Origin of the sequence: Pseudomonas sp. PB105 (genome assembly GCF_009764655.1) — a bacterium.
GTDB classification, from domain to species: Bacteria; Pseudomonadota; Gammaproteobacteria; order Pseudomonadales; family Pseudomonadaceae; genus Aquipseudomonas; species Aquipseudomonas cyclaminis.
On sequence record NZ_RWIO01000099.1, the window covers coordinates 76945 to 103120 of the forward strand.

Sequence of the window (26176 nt, forward strand, 5' to 3'; positions counted from 1 at the left end):
AGCAGACATGGGGATGGTGGGCAAATGAGCGGGGCATCAGTCGCCTGCTGTATTGACTTGATAACGCGTGCTGCGGCCGCCTGCGGGGAGACGGATCAGGCAGTTTTTTTCCAGCAGGTCAGCCAGGTGTCGCGTCGCCGTCGCCTTGGATACCTTTGCCACCGCTTGGTACTGCGCAGCGCTGATGCCGTGTTCGAAGCCCTTTTCACCACCGTCGAGCAGGCGATTGAGGACCTTGATCTGTTCAGCAGACAAAGGAAGGTCGCGGTGTTGCTGCCAGAACCGGCTCCTGCCCAGCACTCGGTCAATCCTCGCCATGGCTTGCTGCACACTGCGCAACAGGGTTTTAAGGAACCACTCCAGCCACTCAGTGATATCCAGCGTGGCCCTCTGGCTGGACTCAAGCGCGTTGTAATAACCGATGCGGTCTTCAAGAATGCTGGCTGACATGGCGTAAAAACGAATGGCCTGATGCTCGCCTTGGGCTAATGCCAAATCGGTGATAGCGCGTGTCAGGCGACCATTGCCGTCATCGAAGGGGTGCAGCGTGACAAACCAGAAGTGCGCAACGCCGGCGCGTACCAGCGGATCCAGTTCCGGCTGATCGCGGCTGGTTTCGAACCACTCCAGGAAATCATCCAACGACTGTTCCAGCCCTGGACGCGGCGGGGCCTCGAAATGCACGGTTGGCCGATCAAGTCGGCCCGACACCACTTGCATTGGCTCACCGCCCCTTAATGACCCGATATTGAGTGGTCGGGAGGCATAGTTTGCTTGCGGGACCGGGAACAATAGCTGGTGCCAGTTCAATAAGCGGGCGAGGGTAAAGGGCTGGTTGAATTGTTGGGTGGCATCCATCATCAGCTCGGCGAGACCTTCGCTGCGGCGGCTTACCTGACCGTCTTTCAGCGCCTCCAGGCCCATCCGTCGGGCCAGGGAGGAGCGAACAGAGCCAACGTTCAGTTGCTCACCTTCGATGGCCGAAGAGGTCAGAATGTTTTGCAGCAGCGCATCCAATTCATTCTCTGCACTGATGGCCTGGCTGACAGAGCCGAGCATGCCCAACAACCTGCCTTGGGTATGCCCGCACTCACGCAGCAAAGCCGCCAAGCGCCCAGGTTGCCAGTGGAAGTGGGGCCAGTCGGTGTGTTGCCAGATCCAGTGTGGTTGGTCCATGGAGGAATACCTGGTGCGTGAGCCGAATAAAAAATTATTCGGCTCATTTTGTGAGCCGATTGTGCATTCTAATCGGCTCATCGTCCATTGAGATAAAGTTGTTGGTCACCCCTCGCCTCTAAACCCGTTTGCTGAAGCGCACTGGTAAAGCGCTCAGCAACAACGAAAGCCTGCTTTTAAGGGCAGGCTTATCGCGAATCTCGGCTGACTTATTTCTGATGAGCCGTCAGCGCCGCATATCCATTCATCAGGTTGCGATAGTTGGGAATACGCTGGGACAACAAATTCCCCAGGCCTTCGATGTCGTTGCGCCAGTCGCGGTGCAGCTCACACGCCACCGAGAACCAGTTCATCAACTGCGCACCGGCTTGCGTCATCCGGCTCCACGCTGCTTGCTGCACCGTGGTGTTGAACGTGCCGGAGGCATCGGTCACTACAAACACCTCAAACCCTTCCGCCAGCGCCGACAAGGTCGGGAACGCTACGCACACATCCGTGACCACACCGGCAATGATGATCTGCTTACGGCCAGTGGCCTTGATCGCCTTGACGAAGTCTTCGTTGTCCCACGCGTTGATCTGGCCAGGGCGTGCGATGTACGGCGCGTCCGGGAACATCTCTTTCAACTCTGGCACCAGCGGGCCGTTGGGGCCTTGCTCGAAGCTGGTGGTGAGGATGGTCGGGAGGTTGAAGAACTTGGCCAGGTCGGCCAGGGCCAACACGTTGTTCTTGAATTCGTTGGGCGAGAAGTCCTGCACCAGGGAGATCAGGCCGGTCTGGTGGTCGACCAGCAGAACGATGGCGTCGTCTTTGTTCAAGCGGCTGTAGGTTGGAGTGCTCATGGTTGAATCCTTTTTTGTTTAGGTTGGTTGGGCGTTGCGTTCAACATGGGCACAGATTAATGGGTGGGTGTTGGCGGATAAATCGGCTGAATTGGGTAATACCGTCAACTCAGATGAGACAATTGAGGATTTGTCAGTAGGACCGATCCTTTTCGTAGGCGGCAAAGTAAGTCAAAAAATCTCACGCGTGAGCTATTGAGTGTGGCAAAAAATGCCTGTAGATTTTCTCACGCGTGAGTTTTTCACAGCGAGGTCAGTACCATGGAAAGCAGCTCTCCATCGAGTCCGCCTAAAGGGCCCGATACCGATTCAGCAAGCCTTCAGGGAGAGCGCTTGAAGCCGTCCGCCAAAAAGCCATCGAGCTTTTACATGAAGCAGATGCGTGCAGGCCTGGCGGCCGCCGGCTATGTGAAACACGAGACTTGGGTGCTTCCCGAAAACCGAAGCCTGCTCAAGCAGATGGAGAAACAGCTTCGCCAGCCGATTCTGGCTGGCTCATTCATGTCGGAGAATTTCATGAGCGCAGGTACCAACTGGAATATCGATCGCCTCTTCACCGCTCTTCAGGCCCTGGACGACGTGGTGTCCAAGGACATTACGCTCTATCTCGTTCAAGGCTCCGAGTCCAGCATCAAGCTGGAAATGAACGACTTCGGTGGCTTGCCGATTTACATCGCGGTGGTTGGCGAGCAGATCATCGTGGACACGGTCCTGGTTGATGTCGAGTCCATCAACGATGTCGCGAAATTCAATGACGCAGTGTTGCGCAGCCGGGAAATGTTCCCGCTGTCCTCCATCGGTATCGAGTCCATGCCTAACGGGCAAGTGGTCTACAACATGTTCGGCGCTCTGAGCTCCGACTCCAGCCTGACCAATATCGTGACCGAGGTGAAAACCCTGGTCGACAACGTGCAGCGCGCCAGCGAAGCCTTCGAACGTTTCTTCAATTAAGTATTCGGGAGTATCCAATGACTCAGTCCATCTGGAGCAAATTGTTCACCGCGCTGCGTGGCGGTGCCAACGAAGTCGGCGAATCGATCGTCGACCAACAAGCCCTGCGCATCCTCGATCAGGAAATCCGCGATGCCGACACCGCGCTGGCCAATGCCAAGCGTGAGCTGGTCAGCATCATGGCCAAGCACAAGTTGGCGACTGATCGCGTCAGCGAGTACGACGCCAAGATCAAGGACCTGGAGTCCAAGGCAGTGGCTGCCCTGCAGGCCAACCGTGAAGACCTCGCCCTGGAAGTGGCCGAAGCCATTTCGAGCCTGACCAACGAGCGGGATGTCGAGCATAAGCAAGCTGCGGAGTTCGGTGGGTATGCAGAAAGCATGCGCAAGGACATCACCAAGGCCGAAAGCCGGATCAAAAGCCTGCGTCAGCAAGTGGATATGGCCAAGGCTCGCGACAGCGTACAGAAGGCGCAGGTCAGCGCCTCCATCGCCAGCGGCGGCGCCAACGGCAAGCTGGAAACCGCCGTCGGTACGTTGAATCGTTTGCAGGCCAAGCAACAGCAGCGTGCCGCTGAACTGCAAGCCCAGGATGAGTTGGTTGAGGCGTCCACGGGGACCGACCTGGAGCGCAAGCTGCGCGACGCAGGCATCACGCCGAACGAAGGCAGCGCCAATGCGATTCTGGAGCGTCTGAAGCAAAAGTCGACCGAGTAGGCGAAGGGCTAGCACGGTACCTGAGGCGAGGGAGCAGTGATCTTCCTTAACGAACGGGCATTTATTCTCAACCCTTCTTTATTTACGTCGAGGTCAGGATGGATGCCCTGAAGGGGTTCAAGACAATCGCAGGCGTGGCCCTTTTGATGGTCGCGCTGCAGTTGTTCAATGTGGTGACCGGATACAGCCTCATGGCGTTCGGCCTGGTCCCAAGAACGCTGCAGGGGCTGTTCGGCATCCTCGCCTCACCGTTTTTGCACGGCTCGTTTACCCACCTGAGCGCCAACCTGATTGCCTTTTTGGTATTGGGCACCCTGGTGATTCTCGAAGGGCTCAGTCGGTTCATAACCGTCAGTATGATCATCATTGTGCTGGGCGGCTCGCTGGTCTGGCTGTTCGGTTTTGCGGGTATCCACGTAGGGGCCAGCGGTTGGGTATTTGGGTTGTGGGCGTACCTGTTGTCTCGCGCCTGGTTTCACAGGAGCTGGAGCAACCTGATAACGGCCAGTGTCGTGGCGCTACTGTACGGCGGCCTGATCCTTGGATTTCTTCCTCGTCAGGGTGTTTCCTTTGAAGGGCATCTCTTTGGTGCATTTGCCGGATTTATTGCAGCCAGGGTACTTCTCTCCAAACCGCGCAGCAGGTTTAATGCCGCCTGAACGCACTTGAGCATCCAGACGTCGAGGCGATGGCGTCATCAGGAATCAAGTACCCAGGGAGCCAGGGACTAAATGTCGATTTTTCTTTTGTTGCGCATGTACGCCTCCTCTCTCTTTCACCGCTTCGGCTGGGCGGGTCTGGTGGTTGCCTTGGGTGTACACCTGAGCACGGCTTATCTGGGCCTGCTGTACCTGGGCGAACAGCACCTCACGGCGCCCGCCACCTTTGTTTACTTCTATCTCACCACCACGCTGACCGTCGGCTACGGCGATCTCGCACCGCAGACCTCGGCGGGGCGCGTGTTCGTGGCGACCTGGGTGATGCTCGGCGGCATTGCGCTGCTGACGGCAGCCATTGGCAAAACCACCAGCAGTGTTATCGATGCATGGAGAAAAGGCATGAAGGGCAAAGGCGATTTCACCGGAAAGGTCGGCCATACCGTGCTGATTGGCTGGGAGGGCGCGTCCAGCGAGCGCGTCATTGAGCTGTTGCTGCAAGACGAAACCTCAAACGACAACCTGATCGTCATTTGCGACTGCACCCTCGAAGAAAACCCGATGCCGGGCAAAGCCGCGTTCATCCGCGGTGAAAGCCTGTCCTCCACCGCGTTATTGCAGCGTGCCGGCGTGCCCGGTGCCGAGCGTGTGCTGGTACGAACCCCGTCTGACGATCTGACCCTGGCCACGGTGCTGGCGGTGAATCAACTCAGTCCTGTCGGGCATGTCGTCGCCCATTTCAATGAAAGTGAAATTGCCGCGCTGGCCAGCTCCTATGCGCCGAGCCTGGAATGCACATCCAGCATGGCCATCGAAATGTTGGTGCGTGCGTCTCAGGACCCAGGCTCCTCGGTGGTCATCAATGAGTTGCTGTGTGTAGGGCAGGGAGCCACCCAATACCTGATGAAGTTGCCCGACGCGTTTGAAGCCACCTTCGGCGATCTGTATAGCCAACTGAAAGAGCAGCACAACGCCACCCTCATCGGCTATCGCGCCAAAGGCGCCCAGCAACCGTCGATCAACCCGCCCAACGCCACACGCGTTGAAGGCGGTGAACTCTTCTACATCGCCTCCACCCGCCTCAAGGAAATCTCCAATGGGATGGTTTAAACAGTTGATGGGGCTTGAGGCCCCGCAAGCGACGACACAATCGAAAGGCGCCGCCGCCGAACCCCTGCCGACCACCGGGCCGCTAGGCCTGGCACCGGGCAAAGGCGTGATATTCGACACAACCCTGAAGTTGTTGCTCGACGGGAAAACCACGGTGGTTATCCCTGGCTCCCAGGAAATCTGGAGTAACGGCACCGTTGACCTTGGGCAGTCGACCTGGCTGTCGCGTTATTACATGAATGACGAAGATTACTGGCTGCAGGTGCACACCACGGGCGAGATCGCCGGGCAGGTCGAGTCCGTGATCCTGTTCAACTACCGGAGTTACGTCACGCTCAGCAGCGAAGCTGAATTGCGTCGGCTGGCGGGGTCCCAGAGCCTGATCGGGTTGCCGACCTACGCCCACAACGGCGTCGAATACGCACGCGTGTGGGGCAGCGAGGATGGCCAGACGGAATTGGTGGCCATGAGCGAGCACGTAATAAACCCCGAGGACTCCTACAGCGTCGAGCACCGCTCGATGCTATACGCCCGTGACACCGGCCTGACCGATCGACGTGAGTTCCTGCTGTTTTCCGTCGAAGAAGACGCCGAAGGCACCGTCAGCCTGAGCACCTCGCTAGGCATTTCGCTGTACACAACCGACTTGAATGCGCTCTAAAAAAGGAAGAAATCCATGTTAGAAGCTCTCTCCATCTCCCTGAACAAAGCCGCCGTGCTTGGTTTTGTCACCTACCTTCTGGGCGCGGCGGTGCTGTTCGCGCTGTTCCAGTTCATCTACACCCGCATCACTCCGCACAAGGAGTTTGAACTGATCCGGGCGGGCAACGTGTCTGCGGCGGTCGCCCTGGGCGGTGCCATCGTCGGTTTTGCCATTCCGGCCAGCAACGTGATTGCCTACTCGATCAGCATCCTCGACTTCGTCGTCTGGGCAGTGATCGCTGCTGTCGTCCAACTGTTGGCGTTCCTGCTGACCAGCCTGGTGCTCAAGGGCACCTCCGAGCGCATCAAGAGAGGTGAACTCGCAGCGGGTATCTACGTCGCCGCCGTGGCCATCAGCGTTGGCATGTTGAACGCCGCGTGCATGACGCCTACCCAGAACTGATTGCCCACGGAGCTCCCGATGAAACGAAGCAAGTACGTCCAGCTTTCGCTGGCAGCGTCGGTCGCGATGGCGATATCCGGCTGCGGGCCGACCGAAAAAACCTACGATTTGCAGAAGAAGTACAACTTCCAGTCGGTTCAGCAGTGCGCCGATGAAAAACTCCCGGTGGACGTCTGCTCGGACGCCTACATGACGGCCATGGCTGAGCATCGCCGCATTGCGCCGGTGTACGCCAGCCAGGCCGATTGCGATGCCGATTTTGTCGCCGGCTGGTGCCAACTGGACTCCAATGGCCAGTTCATTCCCAAGCTGGGCGGTTTCGAACTGACCGCCGAAGGCCAGGTGACCCAGTCCCAGGTCGATGCCGCCAATGCCCAAGCGGGCGGCTCCCAGGCGAACAGCGGCGGCTCCGGCTTCTCCACCAGCAGCCTGCTGACCGGACTGCTGATTGGCAACATGCTGAGCAACAACCGCAACAGCTACCGCTCCGAGCCGGTGTACCGCTATCGCGATGATCGCGGCGAATACGGCAACTCGACGCTTAATCAGCGTGCGTCCAATGGCGCGACGTTTGGCCGCTCCAACCAGGTCCGCTACGGCAGCAGCAACTACACCAACGCGCTGCGCAACTCCAGCAAGTCCAGCTCCGTTGCGTCGGCCACCTCCCGTGGCGGCTTCGGCAGCAAGGCCAGTGCACGCAGCGGCTGGGGCGGCGGCGGGTCGAGCAGTTAAGGAAGGCGGGCCATGAAGAAGATCCATTGTGCAGAACGTCATGACTGGAAACAGACCGCCGACAGCCTCGGCTTCCTGTTCCACACCATTGACGACGAACCCTACTGGGACGAAAGCGCGTACTACCAGTTCACGCTCAAGCAAATCGAGCACGACCTCGAAGACCCGACCACCGAGATCCACGACATGTGCATGGACCTCGTCGCCCGCGTGGTCCAGAGCGAAGAACTGCTCGAACGCCTGAGCATTCCCGCGCCCTTCTTCGACATGATCAAAACCTCATGGCTCGAAGGCCACCCGCACCTGTACGGGCGCATGGACTTCTCCTACAACGGCACCGGGCCTGCCAAGCTGCTGGAACTCAACTACGACACACCGACCAGCCTCTACGAGGCCGCCGCGTTCCAGTGGGGCTGGCTCGAGCAATGCATCGAACGCGGCCTGCTGCCCAAGCATGCCGACCAGTTCAACAGCATCGACACCAAACTGCACCAGGCTTTCGCCCAACTGCAGGTCAACCAGCCGTTCTACTTCGCCTCGATGAAAGGTTCGACCGAAGACAAAGGCACCACCGACTACCTGCGCCTCGTCGCGGAAAAAGTCGGCATTGAATCACGCCACATCGACATCGAAGACATCGGCCTGACCAGCGAAGGCCGCTTCGTCGACCTGGAGGATCGCTGGATTCCGCACCTGTTCAAGCTGCACGCCTGGGAGTTCATTTTCCACGAACCTTTCGGCGCCGCCATTGCCGAGAGTGACACGCAGTTTTTCGAGCCAGCGTGGAAATCGATCCTCTCCAACAAAGGCATCCTGCCGCTGCTGTGGGAGTTCAACAAAGGCCACCCGAATTTGCTCGCGGCCCACCTGGATACCGACCCAGGTAAAGCCGTGCCAAAAGGTTGGGTGCGCAAGCCGTTTTTCTCGCGGGAAGGGGCAAATATCGAACTGCAAACGGCTGATGGGCTGATCGTGAAAGAGGATGGGCCCTACACGGATGCGCCGTTTATCCTTCAGGAGTTCGCACCGCTGCCGCGGTTTGGGGACAGTTACACGTTGATTGGGTCTTGGGTGATTGGGGATCAGGCGGCGGGGATTGGGGTGCGGGAGGACAATAGTCTGATTACCAAGGATTCGAGCCGGTTTTTGCCGCATTTGATATTGGATTGAGGTTGGAGCTTAAAGGGCCAGCAGGGCTGATCCCTTTCATTTGCAGGACGTTTCCGAGAGAATCCCAACCGCATTGCGTCAGCGGGAATGCGTGACTAGGCTGCGATCCGTCACTGCAAATTCAGTGATCGGGTTTAGTCGCCCGGATTCGATTGGCGCATAGGCAATTCATGAGTCAGGCATCTTCGCCTGCATCTTATGGTGGCTGTGCGCAGGGCACCTCCGGGTGCGCCGGGTTTCCAATCGACCGGTCGACTAACCTGCGTACAGCTGCCACCTTTCGTTTAGTCGCGCTTAGTGGCAGCTCCAAATTATCGATTGGAGGTTTGCTATGGATAACGTTGTTTCGGATTCGCCCTCATCGCCTGAGACTAACCCCTTTATTGTCAATGAAGAGCTGAGCTTTGAAGATGCTTGGGTGCGCGTGGCTGAATTGCTGCAGTGTGCGGCGGCGACTTCGCAGTTGCTCGGTGAGCCAATGGCTGCGCCGCAGAGGGTGGTGATGCATTTGGTGGAGATGGCGAAGATGGTGGCGGACCGGGCGGTGGAGTGTATGCGGACTAGCTAACGTTTAGGATTTTCGAGCATTAAAAAGCCGGCTTGTGGCCGGCTTCTCGGGGACTGCCTCAGCTTGTTTTTGACAAACCTCAGCAGCCTTCAAATCGCTCAGCCCACATTGCGTCGGGCTGAATAGTAGGGGCATCCGCGGGAACTCCTCCGCTTCGCCGAGCAAGGTGGATAGCCGTAAAGCCAACCCCTGCCAAATGTGCGGCGCATGATACCCACATTCACTTCAATTGCCCACCTCCGGTTCCGATTTAGAGCCTTCCCAGCCCAAAAGATGCTCATCCAGCGGCACCGGCGGGCGGCGGTTGTTGAGGGTGGACCACCAGAATACCCAGCCGACGATTTTGAAGTTCTGCTCGAACCGTTCTTCATGGTTCAGGTATTCATCCGGGTGTTCGCCGGCGTTGTGGCTACGCATGCGCAGGCCGCCGCCGGGGCGGTTGTAGAGGTATTTGATGCGCAGCATGCCGTCGTGTTCGACGGCGTAGATTTCGCCGTCGATGATCTGGGTGCGGCCTTTGTCGATGGCGAGGGTGGAGCCTTGTTGGATGATGTCGATCATGCTGTTGTCGACCATGTAGGCGCCTACCGCGCGGTCGGGGTTTACGTTGAGGGTTTCGAGGGTGTACAGGGCGACACGGATGCGTTGGGTTGAGGTGAAGGTGGGGTGGAGGGGAATCTCCACGTCGATTTTTTCCGGTGGGCAGGCGGGGCCTGTGAGGTATTTGCCGCTTCCTTCGCGGGTGGTGGGCAGTCCTTTGCGTGTTTCCGGGCCTTCGAGCAGGAAGTTGGCCGGAGGGTGTTTGGGGCCTTCACCGTTGCGCAGCCAACGGCTGGAGACGCAGAGCAGTTCTGCGATCTCGTTGAGTCGGCCCATGGGTACGCCGCGCTTGAACCAGTTGTTCACGTGTTGAGGCGTGACACCGCGGTTCTTGGCGAAGTCTGAAGCGGAAAGATGAACTTCCCGCAATAGCGCTTTTAAACGATCACCTGATGTATTCATAAACGCAGAGTTTACTGGCCGAAAAAACTAATCAAATAAACCATGCGTTGAATTGCACGTGTAGGTTTTTACTTAGTTGTAGTCGGATCTTTCGGTAGGAGCGCTTAGTTGAACGCTGCGTACTAACTGTTGAACTTGTTGTTTAATTTTTCCCACAAAAAAAGCCCCGAATGATCGGAGCTTTTTTGATTGCCGGGGCAATGATGAGTCAGTGTCAGCCTTTGTAGGCAGCGACCGACTTCATGATCTCGGCGCGGGCGGCGTCTGCGTTGCCCCAACCGTCGATCTTCACCCATTTGCCTTTTTCGAGGTCTTTGTAGTTCTCGAAGAAGTGCTTGATCTGTTCCAGCAGCAGTGGCGGCAGGTCGGTGTATTCCTTCACGTCCACGTACAGCTGGGACAGCTTGTCGTGGGGTACCGCGATAACTTTGGCATCGCCGCCGCCGTCGTCGGTCATGTTCAGGATGCCGACTGGGCGAGCGCGGATAACCGAACCTGGGGTAACCGGGTAAGGGGTTACAACCAGCACGTCGAGGGGGTCACCGTCGTCAGCCAGGGTGTTCGGGATAAAACCGTAGTTGGCCGGGTAGAACATCGGGGTGGCCATGAAACGGTCAACGAACAGGCAGTCGCTGTCTTTGTCGATTTCGTATTTGATCGGCGCGTGGTTGGCCGGAATTTCGATGGCGACGTAGATGTCGTTCGGCAGGTCTTTGCCAGCCGGAATCTTGCTGTAGCTCATTGGGCGTTGCCCCCGTAGTTGGCCATATGACATGGCCGGATTGGCCTAAAAGTGGCGGCGATTATAGGCATATTCTGACGGCGATGCCATGCGCCAGACGTCGTACGGTCATTCGTCTTGCGGCTGATAACGCGGGTCGTGGGCTTGCAGGAGGGTCAGGCGGGCCAAGGGATCCTGGCGGTAAAAGCGGCTGAGTTGGGCGTATACCTGTGGATAGGTGCTGACCAGTAAATCCGGGGCGCTGAAAAAATATTCACTGGTGACGGCAAAGAATTCCGCCGGATTTTCCGCGGCGTAGGGGTCGATCTCGGTCTCGGCATCCGGGTTGGCGTCCAGTTGGCGATTCAGGTCGTCGTAAGCGCCCTGCATCACGCTGGCCCACTCCTGCACGCGCATGTCGCTGTGCAGGGGCGGCAGGCCATTGGCGTCGCCGTTGAGCATGTCGAGTTTGTGCGCCAGTTCGTGGATTACCAGGTTGTAGCCTTCCCACTGGCCGCTGGCGAGCACGCCGGGCCAGGCGAGGATCACCGGGCCTTGTTGCCAGGCTTCGCCGCTGTGTTCGCCGTCCCACTCGTGTTCGATGCCGCTGCTGTCACGATGGCGCTGGGGGCTGAGGAAATCGTCGGGGTACAGCACGATTTCGTGGAAGCCCTGGTACCAGTCGAGGTCGCCGAGGTTCATCAGCGGCAATTGCGCCTGGGCGGCCAGCAGCAGGCGTTGTTCCTGGTGCAGTTCGACGCCGGGCAGGGCGGTCAGGTGTTTTTCGGCGAGGAACACCACGCAGGCTTCGCGCAGCCACTGGTCCTGCTCGGCGCTGATGCCGTCGAGGAAGGTCAGGTGGTGGCGCACCCGCTGCCAGGCGTCATCGGCAATCGGGTGCTTGGCCAGCAGGCGCCGGCGACGCCAGGCGCTGAGGGACCACATCGCAGGTCAGTGCGGCTTGGCTTCGGAGGAGGTGCGGCCAAAACGGCTGCGGAACACCCCGATGATCATCGGCACCAGGGACAGCAGGATGATGAACACCACCAGCAGCGACAGGTTTTTCTTGATAAATGGCACGTTGCCGAAGAAGTAGCCCAGGGTCACCAGGCCGCCGACCCAGAGGATGGTGCCCAGTACGCTGAAACCGAAAAAGCGCGGGTAGGGCATTCTCGCGATGCCGGCGACGAACGGCGCAAAGGTGCGCAGGATCGGCAGGAAGCGCGCCAGGGTCACGGTTTTGCCGCCGTGCCTGTCGTAGAAGTCGTGGGTCTTTTGCAGGTAATCGCGGCGGAAGATCTTCGAGTTCGGGTTGCTGAACAAGCGTTCTCCGGCAGTTCGCCCGATCACGTAGTTGGTGCTGTCGCCGAGGATCGCTGCCAGCATCAACAGGCCGCCCAGTAAGACCGGGTCCATACCGCCACCAGCAGCGACGGCGCCGGCGATAAACAGCAGGGAATCACCCGGCAGGAACGGCATGACCACCAGGCCGGTTTCGCAAAAAATCACCAGAAACAGAATGGCGTAGATCCACGGACCGTAATTGGTTACCAGCAGGTCGAGGTAGACGTCGAGATGCAGGATAAGGTCGAGCGGGTTGAAATCCATGGATGGCACCTGTGTGAATAGCCCGGCTCAGCAGGCTTGTGCGGAAGCTCGGGTTAATAAGGCTACAAGTGTATGCCGCATTTCTTACAACCCTGAAGGGTCCGCATTATACGGATTGAGAGGTGAAAAGCCTGTTGGTTTTGTAGCGGGGGATGTCGCAAAGCCAAATGTGGGAGGGGGCTTGCCCACGATGAGGGCGTGTCAGTTATAAATAGTCTGACTGGTACGCCGCTATCGGGGGCAAGCCCCCTCCCACAATGGGTTTGCAGTGTTTGGGGGCTCAGTCTTCGCTGATCGGCAAGGTGTAGTTCTTGAACTCCGTGTCCTCGCGAAACCCGATCGACTCGTAGGTCTTCTGTGCCACTTCATTGTCACTGCTGGTCGACACCCGCAGCCGCACCGCATGCGTCTCCTTGGCCATCTTCTTCGCCGTGCGCATCAGGTTGTCCGCTACCAGTTGGCGGCGTGCGTCCTCGGCCACATAGATGTCGTTGAGTATCCACACCCGCTTGAGCGACAGCGACGAAAAGCTTGGATACAGCTGGCAGAACCCAAGCAATTTCTTGTCATCATCATCGGCCAGCGCCAGGTAGATCACCGATTCCTTGCGGCGCAGGCGCTTTTCCAGGAAGGCCCGCGACGAATCCGGAAAGGGCAGCGCCCCGTAAAACTCGCGGTATTTGACGAACAGCGGGGTCAACAGGTCCAAGTGTTCCAGGGTCGCTTGAGTAATCCGCATGCCAGGCCTCAACTTCCAAATGGGGTATGACCACACGCGCGGCCGTGACTTGATGCTGCCTAAAGACGCCAAAAAGCGCAATCGTGCCGGGATCAGTCCTCGGGTGGGCTGAGCAGGAAATTGCCTTTCATGAGGTCCGGGTCGTCGGATTCGATGGTCTGCACCTGCGCCTCATCCTTGAGGTTGACCCCCGACAGCTGCCGGCGACAGGCCTCTCGCATCAAGTACAGCAGGCGATGGGCCGCCATGCCATAACTCAAGCCTTCCAAGCGCACATTGGAGATGCAATTGCGATACGCATCCGTGAGGCCAACTTTGGGGTTGTAAGTGAAGTACAGCCCCAAACTGTCCGGCGAACTGAGCCCTGGCCGTTCGCCGATCAGGATGACGACCATCTTGGCGCCGAGCAATTGGCCAATCTCATCCGCCACGGCAACGCGGCCCTGTTCCACCAGAATGACGGGCGACAAGGACCACCCTTCGGCGTGGGTCTGTTCCTCCATGCGTGTCAGAAACGGCAGCGTGTGTTTATGCACCGCCAACGCCGAAAGACCATCCGCCACCACCACCGCCAGGTCCACGCCGCCAGGGTTGGCCGCCGCATGGTCGCGCAGGGCCTGGGCTGACTCATCGCTTAAACGTCGCCCCAGGTCCGGGCGTTGCAGGTAGCTGTGCCGGTCACTGGCGGCGCTGTGTAGTAACAGGCTGTCGCGTCCGCGTTCGGCCAGTTGGCTGCTGATGCCTGCATGATCGAAGGGCAAGTGCACCGCGTCCCGCGCCTGGGCGTGGGCGAACTGAAAATCCAGCTGGGCGTTAGTGGGAATGCTGGTGCCAGTACGGCCCAGGGCGATGCGCGCCGGGGTCAGGCGGCGCAGTTCCAGCCACGGGTTGTCAGGCAATTCTGGTTGCACGGTCGGCTCCTTCATCCCAATTGCGCCAAGGCTTGGCGAAACGCCGGTGGCAGGCTATTGCCGAAGCGTACCTTGCCGTCGGCCTGCGTGAAGATGCCCATTTTCGCCAGCCATTGTTCAAACTCCGGCGCCGGTTTTAAACCCAGTGTCTGGCGGGCGTACAGCGCGTCGTGGAACGAGGTGGTCTGGTAGTTGAGCATGATGTCGTCGGAGCCGGGGATGCCCATGATGAAGTTGATCCCGGCCACGCCGAGCAGGGTCAGCAGGGTGTCCATGTCGTCCTGGTCGGCTTCGGCGTGGTTGGTGTAGCAGATGTCGCAACCCATCGGCACGCCCAGCAATTTGCCGCAGAAGTGATCTTCGAGGCCGGCGCGGATGATCTGCTTGCCGTTGTACAGGTACTCGGGGCCGATAAACCCGACCACGGTGTTGACCAGAAACGGTTTGAAATGCCGTGCCACGGCATAGGCCCGGGTTTCGCAGGTTTGCTGGTCGACGCCAAAGTGCGCGTTGGCCGACAAGGCACTGCCCTGGCCGGTTTCGAAATACATCAGGTTCTGGCCCAAGGTGCCACGGTTCAGGCTCAAGCCCGCGTCGTAGCCTTCCTGCAGCACGTTCAGGTTGATGCCGAAACTGGCATTGGCCGCCTCTGTCCCCGCAATGGACTGAAACACCAAATCCAGCGGCACGCCCCGGTTGATCGCTTCGATAGAGGTGGTGACGTGGGTCAGCACGCAGGCCTGGGTGGGGATTTCGTAGCGCTGGATGATCGCGTCGAGCATCTCCAGCATGGCGCAGATCGAGGCGATGCTGTCGGTGGCCGGGTTGATGCCGATCATGGCGTCGCCGTTGCCATACAGCAGGCCGTCGAGAATGCTGGCGGCGATGCCGGCCGGTTCATCCGTCGGGTGGTTGGGTTGCAGGCGGGTCGACAGGCGCCCGCGCAGGCCCATGGTGCCGCGAAACTGGGTGACTACACGGATCTTTTGCGCCACCAGTACCAAGTCCTGCACGCGCATGATCTTGGATACGGCCGCGGCCATTTCCGGTGTCAGCCCCGGCGCCAATGCGCGTAGGGAATGTTCGTCGGCCGCATCACTGAGCAGCCAATCGCGCAGCCCGCCGACGGTCAGGTGGCTGACCGCCGCAAACGCCGGTTTATCGTGGGTGTCGATGATCAGCCGGGTGACTTCATCGCTTTCATAGGGGATCAGCGCTTCTTCCAGGAAGTGCTTGAGCGGGATGTTCGCCAGCGCCATTTGCGCCGCGACGCGCTCGCCGTCGTTCTGCGCGGCGACGCCAGCGAGGAAGTCCCCGGAGCGTGCCGGGCTGGCCTTGGCCATCACGTCCTTGAGGCTGTCGAAGCGGTAGGTCTGTGCACCGACCGCGTGGGAAAAGCTTGCCATACAGTGTCTCCTTGACGACGCGAGCAGTTGCCCGCGTCGAGGTTTACGGCAGTTAGTGCAAGGCGGCCTCTGCGGCCTGGATCGCCGCGAATTCCTCTTCGGGCGTGCCTGCTACCAAGTGATGCCGGCTGTAGAAAGCAAAGTAAGCAATTAATACTCCATAGATGATCGCGGCGCCAATCACCACCCGCGGATCCACCAAAAAGCCCGCCACTACGGCCACGCAAGCCAATACCAGCGCGACACCGGAGGTAAAGATGCCTCCCGGTGTGCGGTAAGGACGTTCCATTTTGGGGCGACGAATGCGCAGGGTGATGTGCGCGGCCATCATCAGCACGTAGGAAATCGTCGCGCCAAACACGGCCACCAGGATCAGCAGATCACCCTGGCCGGTCAGCGACAGGCCAAAGCCGATGATGCCGGGGATCACCAAGGCCAGTACCGGCGCCTTGCTTTTGTTGGTCTGGGACAGTTTGCGCGGCAGGTAACCGGCGCGGGACAAGGCGAAGATCTGCCGTGAATAGGCATAGATAATCGAGAAAAAGCTCGCGATCAGACCCGCCAGGCCCACCAGATTGACGAAGCTGCCCATCCAGGTCGAACCGCCGTAGGACAACGCCAGCGCTTCAACCAGCGGGTTACCGGATTTGATCAGCGCATAAGTGCCCGCGCCGCCCGGTGCAATCACCAGGATCAACAGGGCAAAACTGGTCAGCACCACAATGGCGCCGATCAGGCCGCGAGGCAGGTCGCGCTTGGGGTTCTTGGTTTCTTCGGCGGCCAGTGGCACACCTTCAACCGCCAGGAAAAACCAGATCGCATAGGGGATCGCGGCCCACACACCGACGTAGCCGAAGGGCAGGAAGGTGCTGGCGCCCTTGGCCTCGGTCACGGGAATGTCCAGCAGGTTGGCGACGTTGAAGTGCGGCACCATGGCCACCAGGAAGACGCCCAGGGCAATCGCGGCGACGGCGGTGATCACGAACATCAGCTTTAAAGCCTCGCCAACCCCGAAAATATGGATGCCGATAAAGATGATGTAGAACGCCAGGTAAATCATCCAGCCGCCGATGCCGAACAGTGACTCGCAATAGGCGCCGATAAACACGGCGATGGCGGCGGGGGCAATGGCGTATTCGATCAGGATCGCGGTGCCTGTCAGGAACCCGCCCCAGGGGCCAAATGCACTGCGGGCGAAGCCGTAGCCACCGCCAGCGGTAGGAATCATGGAAGACAGTTCGGCCAGGGAAAAACACATGCACAGGTACATGGTGGCCATCAGCAATGTAGCGAGGAACATTCCGCCCCAACCACCCTGGGCCAGGCCGAAGTTCCAGCCGGCGTAGTCGCCGGAGATCACGTAGGCAACGCCAAGGCCAACTAACAGCACCCAGCCGGCGGCGCCTTTTTTCAGTTCGCGTTGTTGGAAGTAATCGGTGCCGACTTTTTCGAAGTCGACGGAAGAGCCAGTGGGTTCGTTAGGCATGGGAAAGTACCTTTCATTGTTATTGTTTTTAACTCGGCTTATTTATGCCGAATGCACATCGCAAGTACTTATGAAGATCTAAAACTCTGGGAGGGGCAAAGTCCCCTCCCACAGTTGATTGCATTTCAAAGGTGGGAGGGGCGGTAGTTAGAAGAAGCCCAACGGATTAATGTCGTAGCTCACCAGCAAGTTTTTGGTCTGCTGGTAATGATCCAACATCATCTTGTGGGTTTCGCGACCCACGCCGGACTTCTTGTAACCGCCAAACGCGGCATGCGCCGGGTACAGGTGGTAGCAGTTGGTCCACACGCGGCCCGCCTTGATCGCCCGGCCCATGCGGTAGGCGCGGTTGATGTCGCGGGTCCACACGCCGGCGCCGAGGCCGAACTCGGTGTCGTTGGCAATCGCCAGGGCTTCAGCTTCGTCCTTGAAGGTGGTGATGCTCACCACTGGGCCGAAGATTTCTTCCTGGAACACGCGCATGTCGTTGGTGCCCTTGAGCAGGGTCGGCTGGATGTAATAGCCGCCCGCCATGTCGCCGGTGAGTTGCTCGACCTTGCCGCCGGTCAGCAGTTGCGCGCCTTCACCCTTGGCGATTTCCAGGTAGGACAGGATCTTGTCGAACTGCTGCTCGGACGCCTGGGCGCCGACCATGGTGTCGGTGTCCAGCGGGTCGCCGCGTTTGATCTGTTCGATTTTCTTCATTACCACTTTCATGAAGTCGTCGTAGATCGACTCTTCCACCAGCGCACGGGATGGGCAGGTGCACACCTCGCCTTGGTTGAAGAATGCCAGCACCAGGCCTTCGGCGGCTTTCTCGATGAACGACGGTTCGGCTTTCATGATGTCGGCGAAGAAGATGTTCGGCGACTTGCCGCCCAACTCGACGGTGGACGGAATAATGTTCTCGGCCGCCGCATGCATGATGTGCGAACCCACCGGGGTCGAGCCGGTAAAGGCGATCTTGGCGATACGCTTGCTGGTGGCCAGGGCCTCGCCGGCTTCTTTGCCGAAACCTTGCACCACGTTAAGCACGCCCGGCGGCAGCAGGTCGCCGATTACTTCCATCAGTACGGTGATGCCCAGCGGCGTTTGCTCGGCGGGCTTGAGCACCACGCAGTTACCGGCGGCCAGGGCCGGCGCGAGTTTCCACGCAGCCATCAGGATCGGGAAGTTCCACGGAATGATCTGGCCGACTACGCCCAGAGGCTCATGGAAGTGGTAGGACGCGGTGTGTTCGTTGATCTCGGCGCTGGTGCCTTCCTGGGCGCGAATACAGCCGGCGAAGTAGCGGAAGTGGTCGGCGGCCAGTGGAATGTCGGCGTTGAGGGTTTCACGCACGGCCTTGCCGTTGTCCCAGGTTTCGGTGATGGCCAGCAGTTCGAGGTTCTGTTCGATGCGGTCGGCGATTTTCAGCAGCACCAGCGAGCGGTCCTGAGCCGAGGTCTTGCCCCAGGCGTCAGCGGCGGCGTGGGCGGCGTCGAGTGCCTTGTCGATGTCTTTGGCAGTAGAGCGCGGGAACTCGGCGATAGGCTTGCCGTTGACCGGCGAGGTGTTGGTGAAATAGTTGCCGTCGACCGGCGCAACGAATTCGCCACCAATGTAGTTGCCGTACTTGGCCTTGAACGAAACGATCGCGCCTTCAGTACCGGGGTGTGCGTAACGCATGGTGGGTATCTCCTGGCTTTTATGTTTATTGGAGTGCAGCGCTCAAGCGCTTGATAAAGCGTAGAGCAAAGGTTGGGCCACTGCTTTGAGGGCCAGGTAAATCAAGGGGTTGGGGTTTGTTGCAAGGCGTTGCTGTCACACGACTGGTACAGCGCATGTGACAGTTTGTGCCATAAACGGTACAGCCTGTGACCGGTGGGTCGGCACGGGATTGCATCTGTCGCAGGGCTGGGGGATGCTGGGCGTTCTCACGCAGGGAGAATAATAAGAACATGCACAACGATCATTTCAGCCGCCATGCCCAGCAAGTCATAACCGTGGCGCGTGGCCGCGACCCGTCCAGCGATCCGTCCATCGCCCGTTCCTGGCTGCGGTGCCTGGAGGATTACCACCTCGACCCTGCGCAAACCATCGCCCCCACCGTGCTCGAACACGGCCGTTTGCTGGAAAGCCGCGAGCGCCTGCAACAAGTCCTGCACATCGCCGGCACGGAGATGAACAGCCTGCACCAGCAACTCTCCGGCGCCGGCCACGCGGTGCTTCTCACCGATGCGCGCGGGGTGATCCTCAACTGTGTCACAGCGCCGTCCGAGCGCAAGATTTTCGAGCGTGCCGGGTTGTGGCTCGGTGCTGATTGGAGCGAGGCCTGCGAAGGCACCAATGGCATCGGCACCTGCCTGGTGGAGCGCCAGTCCCTGACCATTCATCGCGACGAGCACTTCCGTGGCCGTCATACCGGGCTGACCTGCTCGGCAAGCCCGGTGTTCGACCCCCATGGCGAACTGCTGGCAGTGCTGGACGTGTCGTCGGCCCGGGAAGCGGTGTCGCGCCAGAGTCAGTTCCACACCATGGCGCTGGTGAATCTGTCGGCGAAGATGATCGAGAGTTGTTACTTCCTGCGTCACTTTGAACATCACTGGTTGCTGCGCTTTCATTTGCAGGCCGAGTCGGTGGGCCTGTTCAGCGAAGGGTTGTTGGCGTTCGATGGCGAAGGGCGCATTTGTGCGCTCAACCAGAGCGCACTGAACCTGTTGGGGCAGGTGCGTGGCGATTTGCTGGGGAAGCCTGTGGAAGCGTTTTTCGACTGCTCCCTGGATCAGTTGCTCGGTCGCGCCAGCGCCAATGCGACCGCCAGTTGGCCGCTGCGTACCCGTGACGGGCGGCGCTTGTTTGCCGCGTTGCGTGGGCTGCCGCGCAGTGCGTCGGTACCCATCAGCAAGCCGGAGCCTGCCCGTCTGGCCGGCATCTGCCTGGGGGACCCCGCGTTGCAAAACGATTTCCGCAAGGCCCTGCGGGTATTCGAGCGTGATGTGCCGCTGTTGATTAACGGGGAAACCGGCAGCGGCAAAGAAGCCTTTGCCAAAGCTGTGCATCACGCCAGCCAGCGTGCCGACAAAGCCTTCGTCGCCCTCAACTGCGCCGCCATCCCGGAAAGCCTGATCGAGAGTGAGCTGTTCGGATATCGCGGCGGCAGTTTCACCGGGGCACGCAAAGAAGGGATGCAGGGCAAGTTGCAGCAGGCGGATGGCGGCACCCTGTTCCTCGATGAAATCGGCGATATGCCTCTGGCGCTGCAAACCCGTCTATTAAGGGTGCTGGAGGATCGCATGGTGGTACCCATCGGTGGTGAGCCCGAGGCGGTGAACGTCAGAATCGTCAGCGCAACGCACCGCAATTTGCTGGCGCGAGTGCAGGACGGCAGTTTCCGTGAGGACTTGTATTACCGGCTCAACGGCCTGGAAGTGGGTTTGCCGGCGTTGCGCGAGCGCAGCGATAAATCCCAGTTGCTGGATTTCCTGCTGGCTGAAGAGGCGGACGGGCAAACCGTACAACTCGATCCGGCAGCGCGTTCGGCGCTGCTGACCTTTGCCTGGCCCGGTAATGTGCGACAACTGCGCACGGTTCTGCGCACGCTGGCGGCGCTGTGTGACAACGGGCGCGTGGGGCTGGAAGACTTGCCCGCGTCGATCCGCCAGGCCCGGCCGCAACCGGTGACGGGGGCCAAGCCCGCAGAGTTACCTCTGGAAGACGCCGAGCGACTCGCCTTGCTCACCGCCCTGGAGCAACAACGCTGGCACATGAGCCACACGGCGGAGCAATTGGGTGTCAGCCGTAACACACTCTATAGAAAGCTGCGCCGGCACGGCATCGCACGGGTGTCCCTATCCGGGTGACTGTGGTCAGGTCCTACAGCTAAAGAGTGCGATTTTCGCCCCCCTGCGCTAACCTGCCTCGATGTTTACGAGGTCGACTATGCACATTCATATTCTTGGTATCTGCGGCACTTTCATGGGCTCGATGGCGGTTTTGGCCAAAGAATTGGGTCATCACGTGACAGGCTCCGATGCCAACGTTTACCCGCCCATGAGTACGCAACTCGAAGCCCAGGGCATTGAGCTGACCCAAGGTTACGACCCCGCGCAATTTGACCCGGTGCCTGACCTGGTGGTGATCGGCAATGCCATGTCCCGTGGCAACCCCGCGGTCGAATACGTACTCAATAAAGGCTTGCCTTACGTGTCCGGCCCGCAATGGCTGGCCGACCACGTCCTGCAAGGCCGCTGGGTACTGGCCGTGGCCGGCACTCACGGCAAGACCACCACCAGCAGCATGCTGGCCTGGGTGCTGGAACACGCGGGCATGAGCCCCGGCTTCCTGATCGGCGGTGTGCCACAGAACTTCTCGGTGTCGGCGCGCTTGGGCGATACGCCGTTCTTTGTGATTGAAGCGGACGAATACGACAGCGCGTTTTTCGACAAGCGCTCCAAGTTTGTCCACTACCGTCCGCGTACGGCGATCCTGAACAATCTTGAGTTCGATCACGCGGATATCTTCCCCGATCTACCGGCGATTGAGCGTCAATTTCATCACCTGGTGCGCACCATTCCGAGCGAAGGCCTGGTGATTCACCCCACCACCGAGCCAGCCTTGCAGCGCGTGATCGAGATGGGCTGCTGGACGCCGGTGCAAACCACCGGCACCGGCGGGCAGTGGCAGGTCAAGTTGCTCAGCGAAGACGGTTCCAGGTTTGAAGTGCTGTTCGAAGGCGAAGCCCAGGGCATCGTCGAATGGGATATGACCGGCCAGCACAACGTCGCTAACGCCTTGGTGACGTTGGCGGCGGCGCGGCATGTGGGCGTGGTGCCGTCCATGGGCATTGCTGCGTTGAGCGCGTTCAAGAGCGTGAAGCGGCGCATGGAAAAAGTCGCCGATGTGAACGGGATTACCATCTACGATGACTTTGCCCACCACCCTACGGCGATCGCCACTACGCTGGATGGCCTGCGCAAGCGTGTGGGAGATGCTCCGATCATTGCGATCATCGAACCGCGCTCCAACTCCATGAAGCTCGGCGCGCACCGCGATGGCTTGCCCGAAAGCGTCAACGACGCCGATCAGGCTGTGTGGTATGCGCCGCCCAACCTCGGCTGGGACCTGCCGGGCATTGCAGCGTTATGCACCGTGCCGTCGACGGTTTGCGACAGCATTGAAGGCATTATCGAGTACGTCAAACAGCAGGCCAAACCGGGCACCCACGTGGTGGTCATGAGCAACGGCGGCTTTGGCGGCCTGCATGGCAAGCTGGCCGAGGCGCTCAAATGAGCGGCCCGGAACGCATTACCCTGGCGATGACCGGCGCCTCGGGTGCGCCCTATGGTCTGCGCCTGCTCGATTGCCTGGTGCGCGAGGACCGCGAGGTGCACTTTCTGATCTCCAAGGCCGCACAACTGGTGATGGCCACCGAGACCGACGTGGCACTGCCGGCCAAGGTGCAGATGATGCAGGCCTTCCTCACCGAGTACACCGGTGCGGCGGCGGGGCAGATCAAGGTCTACGGCAAAGAAGACTGGATGTCGCCGGTGGCCTCGGGCTCCGGCGCGCCGGCGGCGATGGTGGTGGTGCCGTGCTCCACTGGCACCTTGTCGGCGATTGCCACCGGGGCCTGCAATAACCTGATCGAGCGCGCGGCAGACGTGACCTTGAAAGAGCGTCGCCAGTTGATCCTGGTGCCACGCGAGGCGCCGTATTCGAGCATTCATCTGGAGCACATGCTCAAGCTGTCTAACATGGGCGTGACCATCTTGCCCGCGTCGCCAGGCTTTTATCACCAGCCGCAAACCATTGATGATCTGGTGGACTTTGTGGTCGCGCGGATTCTCAACCTGCTCAACATCCCCCAGGACATGCTGCCGCGTTGGGGCGAGCACCATTTGAGCAGTGATGAATAAGGCGCTGCTGCTGGTGTTGGCGTTGCACCTGACCGGCTGCGCCACGGCCCGCACCCTGGACGCCGCGCAACCGGGCGCGCCGGTGGTGTATGCCGGCACGCGGTTGGACCTGTATGCGATGAATGGCGGCTGCTGCGCCAAGGACCGGTTTGGTGCCGAGGCGCCGAGCTATCCCGGCGTCGACCTGCCGGCGAGTGCGTTGCTCGACACCTTGTTGCTGCCGTTGTCGGTGTTGACGGTACTGGGCGTGGGGTTTAATGCCACGGGCGGGCTGTAGCCTGGATCTTAAAAACACCACAGGCCAATGTGGGAGCTCTTACTTGCCCAGTTTGCGCAGATCGTCCGACTCCACCACCCGCACCCCATCCTGCTCTTCCAGCGTCAGACGCCACATGGCTCGGGCCAGCTCGCACACTTCGATCCCTCTGTACTTGCCTGGAATCAACCGTGACAACGGCCCGGCCAGTTGCTCGGCCAAACGCGGCTCCAGCCGTTCTCCCAATAACAGCGAAGGCCTCACGATGGTCAGTTGCGGCCAGCCTTGGGCCTTGAGCGCCTGTTCCATTTCCCCTTTGACACGGTTGTAGAAAATCGAGGATTTGGGGTCGGCGCCAATCGCGCTGATCACGATCAGGTGCCGTGCGCCCAGTTCCCGCGCGCGCTTGGCGAAGGCGACGACCAGGTCCAGGTCAACCGCACGAAAGGCCTCTTCCGAGCCGGCTTTTTTGATCGTGGTGCCCAGGCAGCAGAAGGCGATATCCACCCGGCCGCTCAGTTGCGGCAGGAACACCGCCGGGTCACCCACTGGGTTTTCCAGGTGCGGATGTTCGGCCAGCGGCTTGCGGCTCGGGGCGAGCACGCGGGTTACGGTGGGTTCGTTGAGCAGGCGGTCGAGCAGGTGTTCGCCAGTGAGGCCGGAGGCCCCCGCGAGCAAGATATGCTGAGGTGTCAGGTACATAGTGTTTCCCCCTTGTTACACGTTACAGCTTAGTTGCCTTTGGCTTCCTTGCTATTCATTGAGACGCTTTCGAGCGCCTTTCGTGCCTGCTGTTTGCGTAAAAGTTGCCAATGGGCGATCACGCCTTTGGGGGCCCAGATCTGCGGTTCGGACGCTTCGAAATTGTCGGCCTGTTCGCGTTCGCTCACATGCAGCTGCGCCAGTTTGAAGGCTTGCTGCAAGTCGTCGGTCTGGTTGAAGGCTTGGGCGAAGAGGGCGTCGCCAAAGTAGGTGAAGTCGGCCTCTTCGGAGCAGCCGAAGGACACGCGGTCGGCGCGGGAGGCCGTCATGATCAGGGTGCGATCATCTTTGAGCGCGGGGATAAAGCCGCCGGAATAGCAGGCGGAAATCACGACGATCTTGTCGCGGTTTTTCAGCGGTGCAAGCACGGCGGCCAGCTCATCGGCCGGCAAGTCGGCCAGCTCCATGCGTGGCTGGTCCAGGACCAGTTCATGTTCGTGGGTGCCGTGGCTGGTCATATAGATAAACACCAGGTCTTCCGGGCCGGTGCGCTCGGCCAGGGTTTGCACGGCGCGGCGCAGGCTTTCGCGGGTGGCCAGGGGGCGGTCGGCGATATGGTCGCGGTGATTGACCAAGCGGATCTGCCCGCGTGCGCCGAAGCGCGTGGCGAGCATGTTGCTGACGTAATCGGCTTCGCGCAGGAACACGCTTTGTTTGCCGTCGCCGGCCACGGCCAGGGTATACAGCTCCACGGCAGGTGTTGAGGCGGGCACGGCGGCGAGCGCAGCATCGAGCAAGCGGCCTTGGACCAGCACGCCGATTTCCAGCGGGTCGGGCAGCAACGTGCCGTCGGCGTCACGCACGCGCATGCCGTTGACCCAGGTCCCGGCCTGCACGGTGCCGTCGGAGAGTACCAGGGTGCCGCGACCCTGATAGTTGTCGCTGTCGAAGCCGCCGATATAGAAGCTGCCGTCGGTGAGGTTCAGGCGGCCTTCGCCGGTAAAGCGCCAATCGCTGAACTGGCCGACGTAATGGCTGCCGTCCACGCCGATCAGCTCGCCCTTGCCGCTGAGCGCGCCTTCCTTGAACTGGCCGATCCACACGTCGCCGTCGGCGTTTTCATAGCGGCCCTTGCCGTTGAGCTGGTTCTGCTTGAATTGGCCGACATAGATGTCGCCGTCGGCGCTGTTGAAGGTGCCGTTGCCCTCCAACTGACCATCGACGAAGTGCCCGCTGAACTGGTTGCCGCTGTCGTCGTTGCGCTGGCCTTCGCCGTTGGGTTTGCCGTGGGCGAACTGGCCCTGGTACTGGCTGCCGTCGGCCAGCTCCAGGCGGCCGAGGCCGGAATATTGATCGTCTTTGAATTCGCCACGGTAGGTCATCTGCCCCTCTTTGAGGGTGCCTTCGCCGTTGCGCCGGCCGGCGCGGAAACCGCCGACATACTGGCTGGCTGCGGTGGTCAGGCTGCCCTGGCCGTCGAACAGGCCTTGCTGGAACTGGCCCTTATAGACTTCGCCGTTGCTGCCGTGCCATTCGCCCTGGCCGTGCCACTGGCCCTTGTCGAATGCGCCGGCGTACCAACTGCCGTTGGGGTAGTCCACACGGCCCTGGCCTTGCAGCAAACCGTTGACCACATCGCCCCGGTAGCGGCCGCCGTCGGGCAGGCGCGCATCGGGCGGCAACAGCGATTCGCCGTCTCCGCAAGCGGTGAGCAACAGGGCAAGGGCAAGGGGGGCGAGTGGGCGCATAGCGGGATCCGGATAATTGAGCGCCGAGTATGCCGCAGCTGCGAGGTTCATACATAAATTTACATGCCCTGTGGTGAGTTTCAGTCCCTCACCACAGGGAAGCGCTTACACGAAGCAGAGTGACAGCGACTCAGCGATGTACGCCGGTTTTTCCTGACCTTCGATTTCCAGCGTGGCGGTGGCCTTGAACAGCCACTGGCCGGTTTTTTTTTCGGTGACGTCAGTGAGGGTGACGTTCAGGCGCACCTTGGAATTGACCTTCACCGGCTGGATAAAACGCACGCTGTCCAGGCCATAGTTGACCGCCATTTTCAGGCCTTCGGGCATGATCAGGATGTCTTCCATCAACTTGGGCATCAGCGACAGAGACAGGAAACCGTGGGCAATGGTGCTGCCGAACGGCGTTTGCGCTGCCTTGACCGGGTCGACGTGGATGAACTGATGATCGCCAGTGGCCTCTGCGAACAGGTTGATACGTGCCTGGTCGATGGTGAGCCATTCGGAACGTCCCAGTTCCTTGCCGACATAATCTTTGAGCTGCGCTACAGGTACATAGGGCATTGCGTCTCTCCTTGGTTCATCGATGCAGTTTTTATGGATTACAGAGAACCAATGTAGATCATCACGGGCAACCAGCCCGGTCAACCCACCATGCTTTTGGCGAATGCCGATGC

Annotated in this window: 27 protein-coding genes; 13 read left to right on the top strand and 14 right to left on the bottom strand. The window is 60.0% G+C overall.

The window, feature by feature from the left end:
• Positions 1 to 36: 36 nt before the first annotated feature.
• Both EJD88_RS26710 and ycaC read right to left on the bottom strand, forming a co-directional pair.
• Positions 37 to 1176, bottom strand: coding sequence for a Fic family protein (locus EJD88_RS26710; protein WP_158879363.1), 1140 nt, complete (start codon positions 1174 to 1176; stop codon positions 37 to 39).
• A gap of 209 nt (positions 1177 to 1385) precedes the next feature.
• The gene (ycaC, locus tag EJD88_RS26715) at positions 1386 to 2018 is read right to left on the bottom strand and encodes an isochorismate family cysteine hydrolase YcaC (protein WP_099584642.1); all 633 of its coding nucleotides are present in this window, start codon (positions 2016 to 2018) and stop codon (positions 1386 to 1388) included.
• Positions 2019 to 2387: 369 nt separating this feature from the next.
• Between ycaC and EJD88_RS26720 the strand changes: the two genes are divergently transcribed.
• The 9 genes from EJD88_RS26720 to EJD88_RS26760 all read left to right on the top strand — a co-directional run bounded on the left by EJD88_RS26720 (position 2388) and on the right by EJD88_RS26760 (position 9026).
• Positions 2388 to 2969: a YjfI family protein gene (locus EJD88_RS26720; RefSeq protein ID WP_158879364.1), complete on the top strand. Its 582-nt coding sequence runs from the start codon at positions 2388 to 2390 to the stop codon at positions 2967 to 2969.
• Between the two features lie 17 nt (positions 2970 to 2986).
• The gene (locus EJD88_RS26725; RefSeq protein ID WP_099584643.1) at positions 2987 to 3685 is read left to right on the top strand and encodes a PspA/IM30 family protein; all 699 of its coding nucleotides are present in this window, start codon (positions 2987 to 2989) and stop codon (positions 3683 to 3685) included.
• 98 nt (positions 3686 to 3783) lie between these two features.
• On the top strand, positions 3784 to 4344 hold the full coding sequence (locus EJD88_RS26730) for a rhomboid family intramembrane serine protease (RefSeq protein ID WP_158879365.1): 561 nt from the start codon (positions 3784 to 3786) through the stop codon (positions 4342 to 4344).
• 72 nt (positions 4345 to 4416) lie between these two features.
• Positions 4417 to 5451 carry an ion channel gene (locus tag EJD88_RS26735; RefSeq protein WP_158879366.1) on the top strand — a complete coding sequence of 345 codons (1035 nt, stop codon included), beginning with the start codon at positions 4417 to 4419 and terminating at the stop codon, positions 5449 to 5451.
• Positions 5438 to 6112, top strand: a complete 675-nt coding sequence (locus EJD88_RS26740) for a DUF2491 family protein (RefSeq protein ID WP_158879367.1) — start codon at positions 5438 to 5440, stop codon at positions 6110 to 6112. The genes EJD88_RS26735 and EJD88_RS26740 overlap by 14 nt, the downstream gene beginning before the upstream one ends.
• A gap of 15 nt (positions 6113 to 6127) precedes the next feature.
• Entirely contained in the window at positions 6128 to 6556 is a 429-nt protein-coding gene (locus EJD88_RS26745) for a DUF350 domain-containing protein (protein ID WP_099584647.1), read from the top strand.
• An 18-nt stretch (positions 6557 to 6574) separates the two neighbouring features.
• Positions 6575 to 7288 carry a DUF1190 domain-containing protein gene (locus tag EJD88_RS26750; RefSeq protein ID WP_158879368.1) on the top strand — a complete coding sequence of 238 codons (714 nt, stop codon included), beginning with the start codon at positions 6575 to 6577 and terminating at the stop codon, positions 7286 to 7288.
• A 12-nt stretch (positions 7289 to 7300) separates the two neighbouring features.
• Positions 7301 to 8458 (top strand): glutathionylspermidine synthase family protein, encoded by a 1158-nt coding sequence (locus EJD88_RS26755; protein WP_158879369.1) that lies wholly within the window; start codon positions 7301 to 7303, stop codon positions 8456 to 8458.
• 331 nt (positions 8459 to 8789) lie between these two features.
• Complete coding sequence (locus EJD88_RS26760; RefSeq protein WP_158879370.1) at positions 8790 to 9026, top strand: hypothetical protein; 237 nt, start codon at positions 8790 to 8792, stop codon at positions 9024 to 9026.
• Positions 9027 to 9251: 225 nt separating this feature from the next.
• On the opposite strand, the gene EJD88_RS26765 is transcribed toward EJD88_RS26760, so the two are convergent.
• The 9 genes from EJD88_RS26765 to EJD88_RS26805 all read right to left on the bottom strand — a co-directional run bounded on the left by EJD88_RS26765 (position 9252) and on the right by EJD88_RS26805 (position 18567).
• On the bottom strand, positions 9252 to 10028 hold the full coding sequence (locus EJD88_RS26765; RefSeq protein WP_158879371.1) for a S24 family peptidase: 777 nt from the start codon (positions 10026 to 10028) through the stop codon (positions 9252 to 9254).
• A 214-nt stretch (positions 10029 to 10242) separates the two neighbouring features.
• Entirely contained in the window at positions 10243 to 10770 is a 528-nt protein-coding gene (gene ppa, locus EJD88_RS26770) for an inorganic diphosphatase (protein ID WP_003176323.1), read from the bottom strand.
• Positions 10771 to 10878: 108 nt separating this feature from the next.
• On the bottom strand, positions 10879 to 11694 hold the full coding sequence (locus EJD88_RS26775; RefSeq protein WP_158879372.1) for a zinc-dependent peptidase: 816 nt from the start codon (positions 11692 to 11694) through the stop codon (positions 10879 to 10881).
• 6 nt (positions 11695 to 11700) lie between these two features.
• Entirely contained in the window at positions 11701 to 12357 is a 657-nt protein-coding gene (locus EJD88_RS26780) for a DedA family protein (RefSeq protein WP_122308050.1), read from the bottom strand.
• A gap of 280 nt (positions 12358 to 12637) precedes the next feature.
• On the bottom strand, positions 12638 to 13096 hold the full coding sequence (locus EJD88_RS26785) for an N-acetyltransferase (RefSeq protein ID WP_017528964.1): 459 nt from the start codon (positions 13094 to 13096) through the stop codon (positions 12638 to 12640).
• Positions 13097 to 13188: 92 nt separating this feature from the next.
• A complete protein-coding gene (gene eutC / locus EJD88_RS26790; RefSeq protein ID WP_158879373.1) occupies positions 13189 to 14022 on the bottom strand; it encodes an ethanolamine ammonia-lyase subunit EutC in 834 nt (277 codons plus the stop codon).
• Positions 14019 to 15413 (bottom strand): ethanolamine ammonia-lyase subunit EutB, encoded by a 1395-nt coding sequence (locus EJD88_RS26795; RefSeq protein ID WP_099584655.1) that lies wholly within the window; start codon positions 15411 to 15413, stop codon positions 14019 to 14021. Before EJD88_RS26795 ends, eutC begins: the two co-directional genes overlap by 4 nt.
• 52 nt (positions 15414 to 15465) lie before the next feature.
• Positions 15466 to 16899 (bottom strand): ethanolamine permease, encoded by a 1434-nt coding sequence (gene eat / locus EJD88_RS26800; RefSeq protein ID WP_112196852.1) that lies wholly within the window; start codon positions 16897 to 16899, stop codon positions 15466 to 15468.
• Between the two features lie 147 nt (positions 16900 to 17046).
• Positions 17047 to 18567 carry an aldehyde dehydrogenase family protein gene (locus EJD88_RS26805; RefSeq protein WP_099584657.1) on the bottom strand — a complete coding sequence of 507 codons (1521 nt, stop codon included), beginning with the start codon at positions 18565 to 18567 and terminating at the stop codon, positions 17047 to 17049.
• A 272-nt stretch (positions 18568 to 18839) separates the two neighbouring features.
• Between EJD88_RS26805 and EJD88_RS26810 the strand changes: the two genes are divergently transcribed.
• From EJD88_RS26810 to EJD88_RS26825, 4 genes are all read left to right on the top strand, one after another.
• Positions 18840 to 20741, top strand: coding sequence for a sigma-54-dependent Fis family transcriptional regulator (locus EJD88_RS26810; protein ID WP_158879374.1), 1902 nt, complete (start codon positions 18840 to 18842; stop codon positions 20739 to 20741).
• Between the two features lie 79 nt (positions 20742 to 20820).
• Complete coding sequence (gene mpl, locus EJD88_RS26815; RefSeq protein WP_158879375.1) at positions 20821 to 22170, top strand: UDP-N-acetylmuramate:L-alanyl-gamma-D-glutamyl-meso-diaminopimelate ligase; 1350 nt, start codon at positions 20821 to 20823, stop codon at positions 22168 to 22170.
• Positions 22167 to 22796 (top strand): flavin prenyltransferase UbiX, encoded by a 630-nt coding sequence (gene ubiX, locus EJD88_RS26820; protein ID WP_099584660.1) that lies wholly within the window; start codon positions 22167 to 22169, stop codon positions 22794 to 22796. Before mpl ends, ubiX begins: the two co-directional genes overlap by 4 nt.
• Entirely contained in the window at positions 22789 to 23073 is a 285-nt protein-coding gene (locus tag EJD88_RS26825) for a YceK/YidQ family lipoprotein (protein ID WP_099584661.1), read from the top strand. The genes ubiX and EJD88_RS26825 overlap by 8 nt, the downstream gene beginning before the upstream one ends.
• Positions 23074 to 23112: 39 nt before the next feature.
• On the opposite strand, the gene EJD88_RS26830 is transcribed toward EJD88_RS26825, so the two are convergent.
• The 3 genes from EJD88_RS26830 to EJD88_RS26840 all read right to left on the bottom strand — a co-directional run bounded on the left by EJD88_RS26830 (position 23113) and on the right by EJD88_RS26840 (position 26063).
• Positions 23113 to 23754 (bottom strand): oxidoreductase, encoded by a 642-nt coding sequence (locus tag EJD88_RS26830; RefSeq protein ID WP_158879376.1) that lies wholly within the window; start codon positions 23752 to 23754, stop codon positions 23113 to 23115.
• Between the two features lie 29 nt (positions 23755 to 23783).
• A complete protein-coding gene (locus EJD88_RS26835; RefSeq protein ID WP_099584663.1) occupies positions 23784 to 25502 on the bottom strand; it encodes a C13 family peptidase in 1719 nt (572 codons plus the stop codon).
• A 105-nt stretch (positions 25503 to 25607) separates the two neighbouring features.
• Positions 25608 to 26063 (bottom strand): MaoC family dehydratase, encoded by a 456-nt coding sequence (locus EJD88_RS26840; protein WP_158879377.1) that lies wholly within the window; start codon positions 26061 to 26063, stop codon positions 25608 to 25610.
• Positions 26064 to 26176: the final 113 nt, after the last annotated feature.

What these genes read in the sequence shown, in the direction of transcription:
- EJD88_RS26830 (WP_158879376.1), bottom strand. Translation starts at nt 23,754, where the DNA reads ATGTACCTGACACCTCAGCATATCTTGCTCGCGGGGGCCTCCGGCCTC.
- EJD88_RS26780 (WP_122308050.1), bottom strand. Translation starts at nt 12,357, where the DNA reads ATGGATTTCAACCCGCTCGACCTTATCCTGCATCTCGACGTCTACCTC.
- EJD88_RS26835 (WP_099584663.1), bottom strand. Translation starts at nt 25,502, where the DNA reads ATGCGCCCACTCGCCCCCCTTGCCCTTGCCCTGTTGCTCACCGCTTGC.
- EJD88_RS26805 (WP_099584657.1), bottom strand. Translation starts at nt 18,567, where the DNA reads ATGCGTTACGCACACCCCGGTACTGAAGGCGCGATCGTTTCGTTCAAG.
- EJD88_RS26710 (WP_158879363.1), bottom strand. Translation starts at nt 1,176, where the DNA reads ATGGACCAACCACACTGGATCTGGCAACACACCGACTGGCCCCACTTC.
- EJD88_RS26760 (WP_158879370.1), top strand. Translation starts at nt 8,790, where the DNA reads ATGGATAACGTTGTTTCGGATTCGCCCTCATCGCCTGAGACTAACCCC.
- EJD88_RS26765 (WP_158879371.1), bottom strand. Translation starts at nt 10,028, where the DNA reads ATGAATACATCAGGTGATCGTTTAAAAGCGCTATTGCGGGAAGTTCAT.
- ppa (WP_003176323.1), bottom strand. Translation starts at nt 10,770, where the DNA reads ATGAGCTACAGCAAGATTCCGGCTGGCAAAGACCTGCCGAACGACATC.
- EJD88_RS26840 (WP_158879377.1), bottom strand. Translation starts at nt 26,063, where the DNA reads ATGCCCTATGTACCTGTAGCGCAGCTCAAAGATTATGTCGGCAAGGAA.
- EJD88_RS26755 (WP_158879369.1), top strand. Translation starts at nt 7,301, where the DNA reads ATGAAGAAGATCCATTGTGCAGAACGTCATGACTGGAAACAGACCGCC.
- eutC (WP_158879373.1), bottom strand. Translation starts at nt 14,022, where the DNA reads ATGAAGGAGCCGACCGTGCAACCAGAATTGCCTGACAACCCGTGGCTG.
- EJD88_RS26725 (WP_099584643.1), top strand. Translation starts at nt 2,987, where the DNA reads ATGACTCAGTCCATCTGGAGCAAATTGTTCACCGCGCTGCGTGGCGGT.
- EJD88_RS26720 (WP_158879364.1), top strand. Translation starts at nt 2,388, where the DNA reads ATGAAGCAGATGCGTGCAGGCCTGGCGGCCGCCGGCTATGTGAAACAC.
- ycaC (WP_099584642.1), bottom strand. Translation starts at nt 2,018, where the DNA reads ATGAGCACTCCAACCTACAGCCGCTTGAACAAAGACGACGCCATCGTT.
- EJD88_RS26750 (WP_158879368.1), top strand. Translation starts at nt 6,575, where the DNA reads ATGAAACGAAGCAAGTACGTCCAGCTTTCGCTGGCAGCGTCGGTCGCG.
- eat (WP_112196852.1), bottom strand. Translation starts at nt 16,899, where the DNA reads ATGCCTAACGAACCCACTGGCTCTTCCGTCGACTTCGAAAAAGTCGGC.
- EJD88_RS26740 (WP_158879367.1), top strand. Translation starts at nt 5,438, where the DNA reads ATGGGATGGTTTAAACAGTTGATGGGGCTTGAGGCCCCGCAAGCGACG.
- mpl (WP_158879375.1), top strand. Translation starts at nt 20,821, where the DNA reads ATGCACATTCATATTCTTGGTATCTGCGGCACTTTCATGGGCTCGATG.
- EJD88_RS26825 (WP_099584661.1), top strand. Translation starts at nt 22,789, where the DNA reads ATGAATAAGGCGCTGCTGCTGGTGTTGGCGTTGCACCTGACCGGCTGC.
- EJD88_RS26810 (WP_158879374.1), top strand. Translation starts at nt 18,840, where the DNA reads ATGCACAACGATCATTTCAGCCGCCATGCCCAGCAAGTCATAACCGTG.
- EJD88_RS26730 (WP_158879365.1), top strand. Translation starts at nt 3,784, where the DNA reads ATGGATGCCCTGAAGGGGTTCAAGACAATCGCAGGCGTGGCCCTTTTG.
- EJD88_RS26795 (WP_099584655.1), bottom strand. Translation starts at nt 15,413, where the DNA reads ATGGCAAGCTTTTCCCACGCGGTCGGTGCACAGACCTACCGCTTCGAC.
- EJD88_RS26785 (WP_017528964.1), bottom strand. Translation starts at nt 13,096, where the DNA reads ATGCGGATTACTCAAGCGACCCTGGAACACTTGGACCTGTTGACCCCG.
- EJD88_RS26735 (WP_158879366.1), top strand. Translation starts at nt 4,417, where the DNA reads ATGTCGATTTTTCTTTTGTTGCGCATGTACGCCTCCTCTCTCTTTCAC.
- ubiX (WP_099584660.1), top strand. Translation starts at nt 22,167, where the DNA reads ATGAGCGGCCCGGAACGCATTACCCTGGCGATGACCGGCGCCTCGGGT.
- EJD88_RS26745 (WP_099584647.1), top strand. Translation starts at nt 6,128, where the DNA reads ATGTTAGAAGCTCTCTCCATCTCCCTGAACAAAGCCGCCGTGCTTGGT.
- EJD88_RS26775 (WP_158879372.1), bottom strand. Translation starts at nt 11,694, where the DNA reads ATGTGGTCCCTCAGCGCCTGGCGTCGCCGGCGCCTGCTGGCCAAGCAC.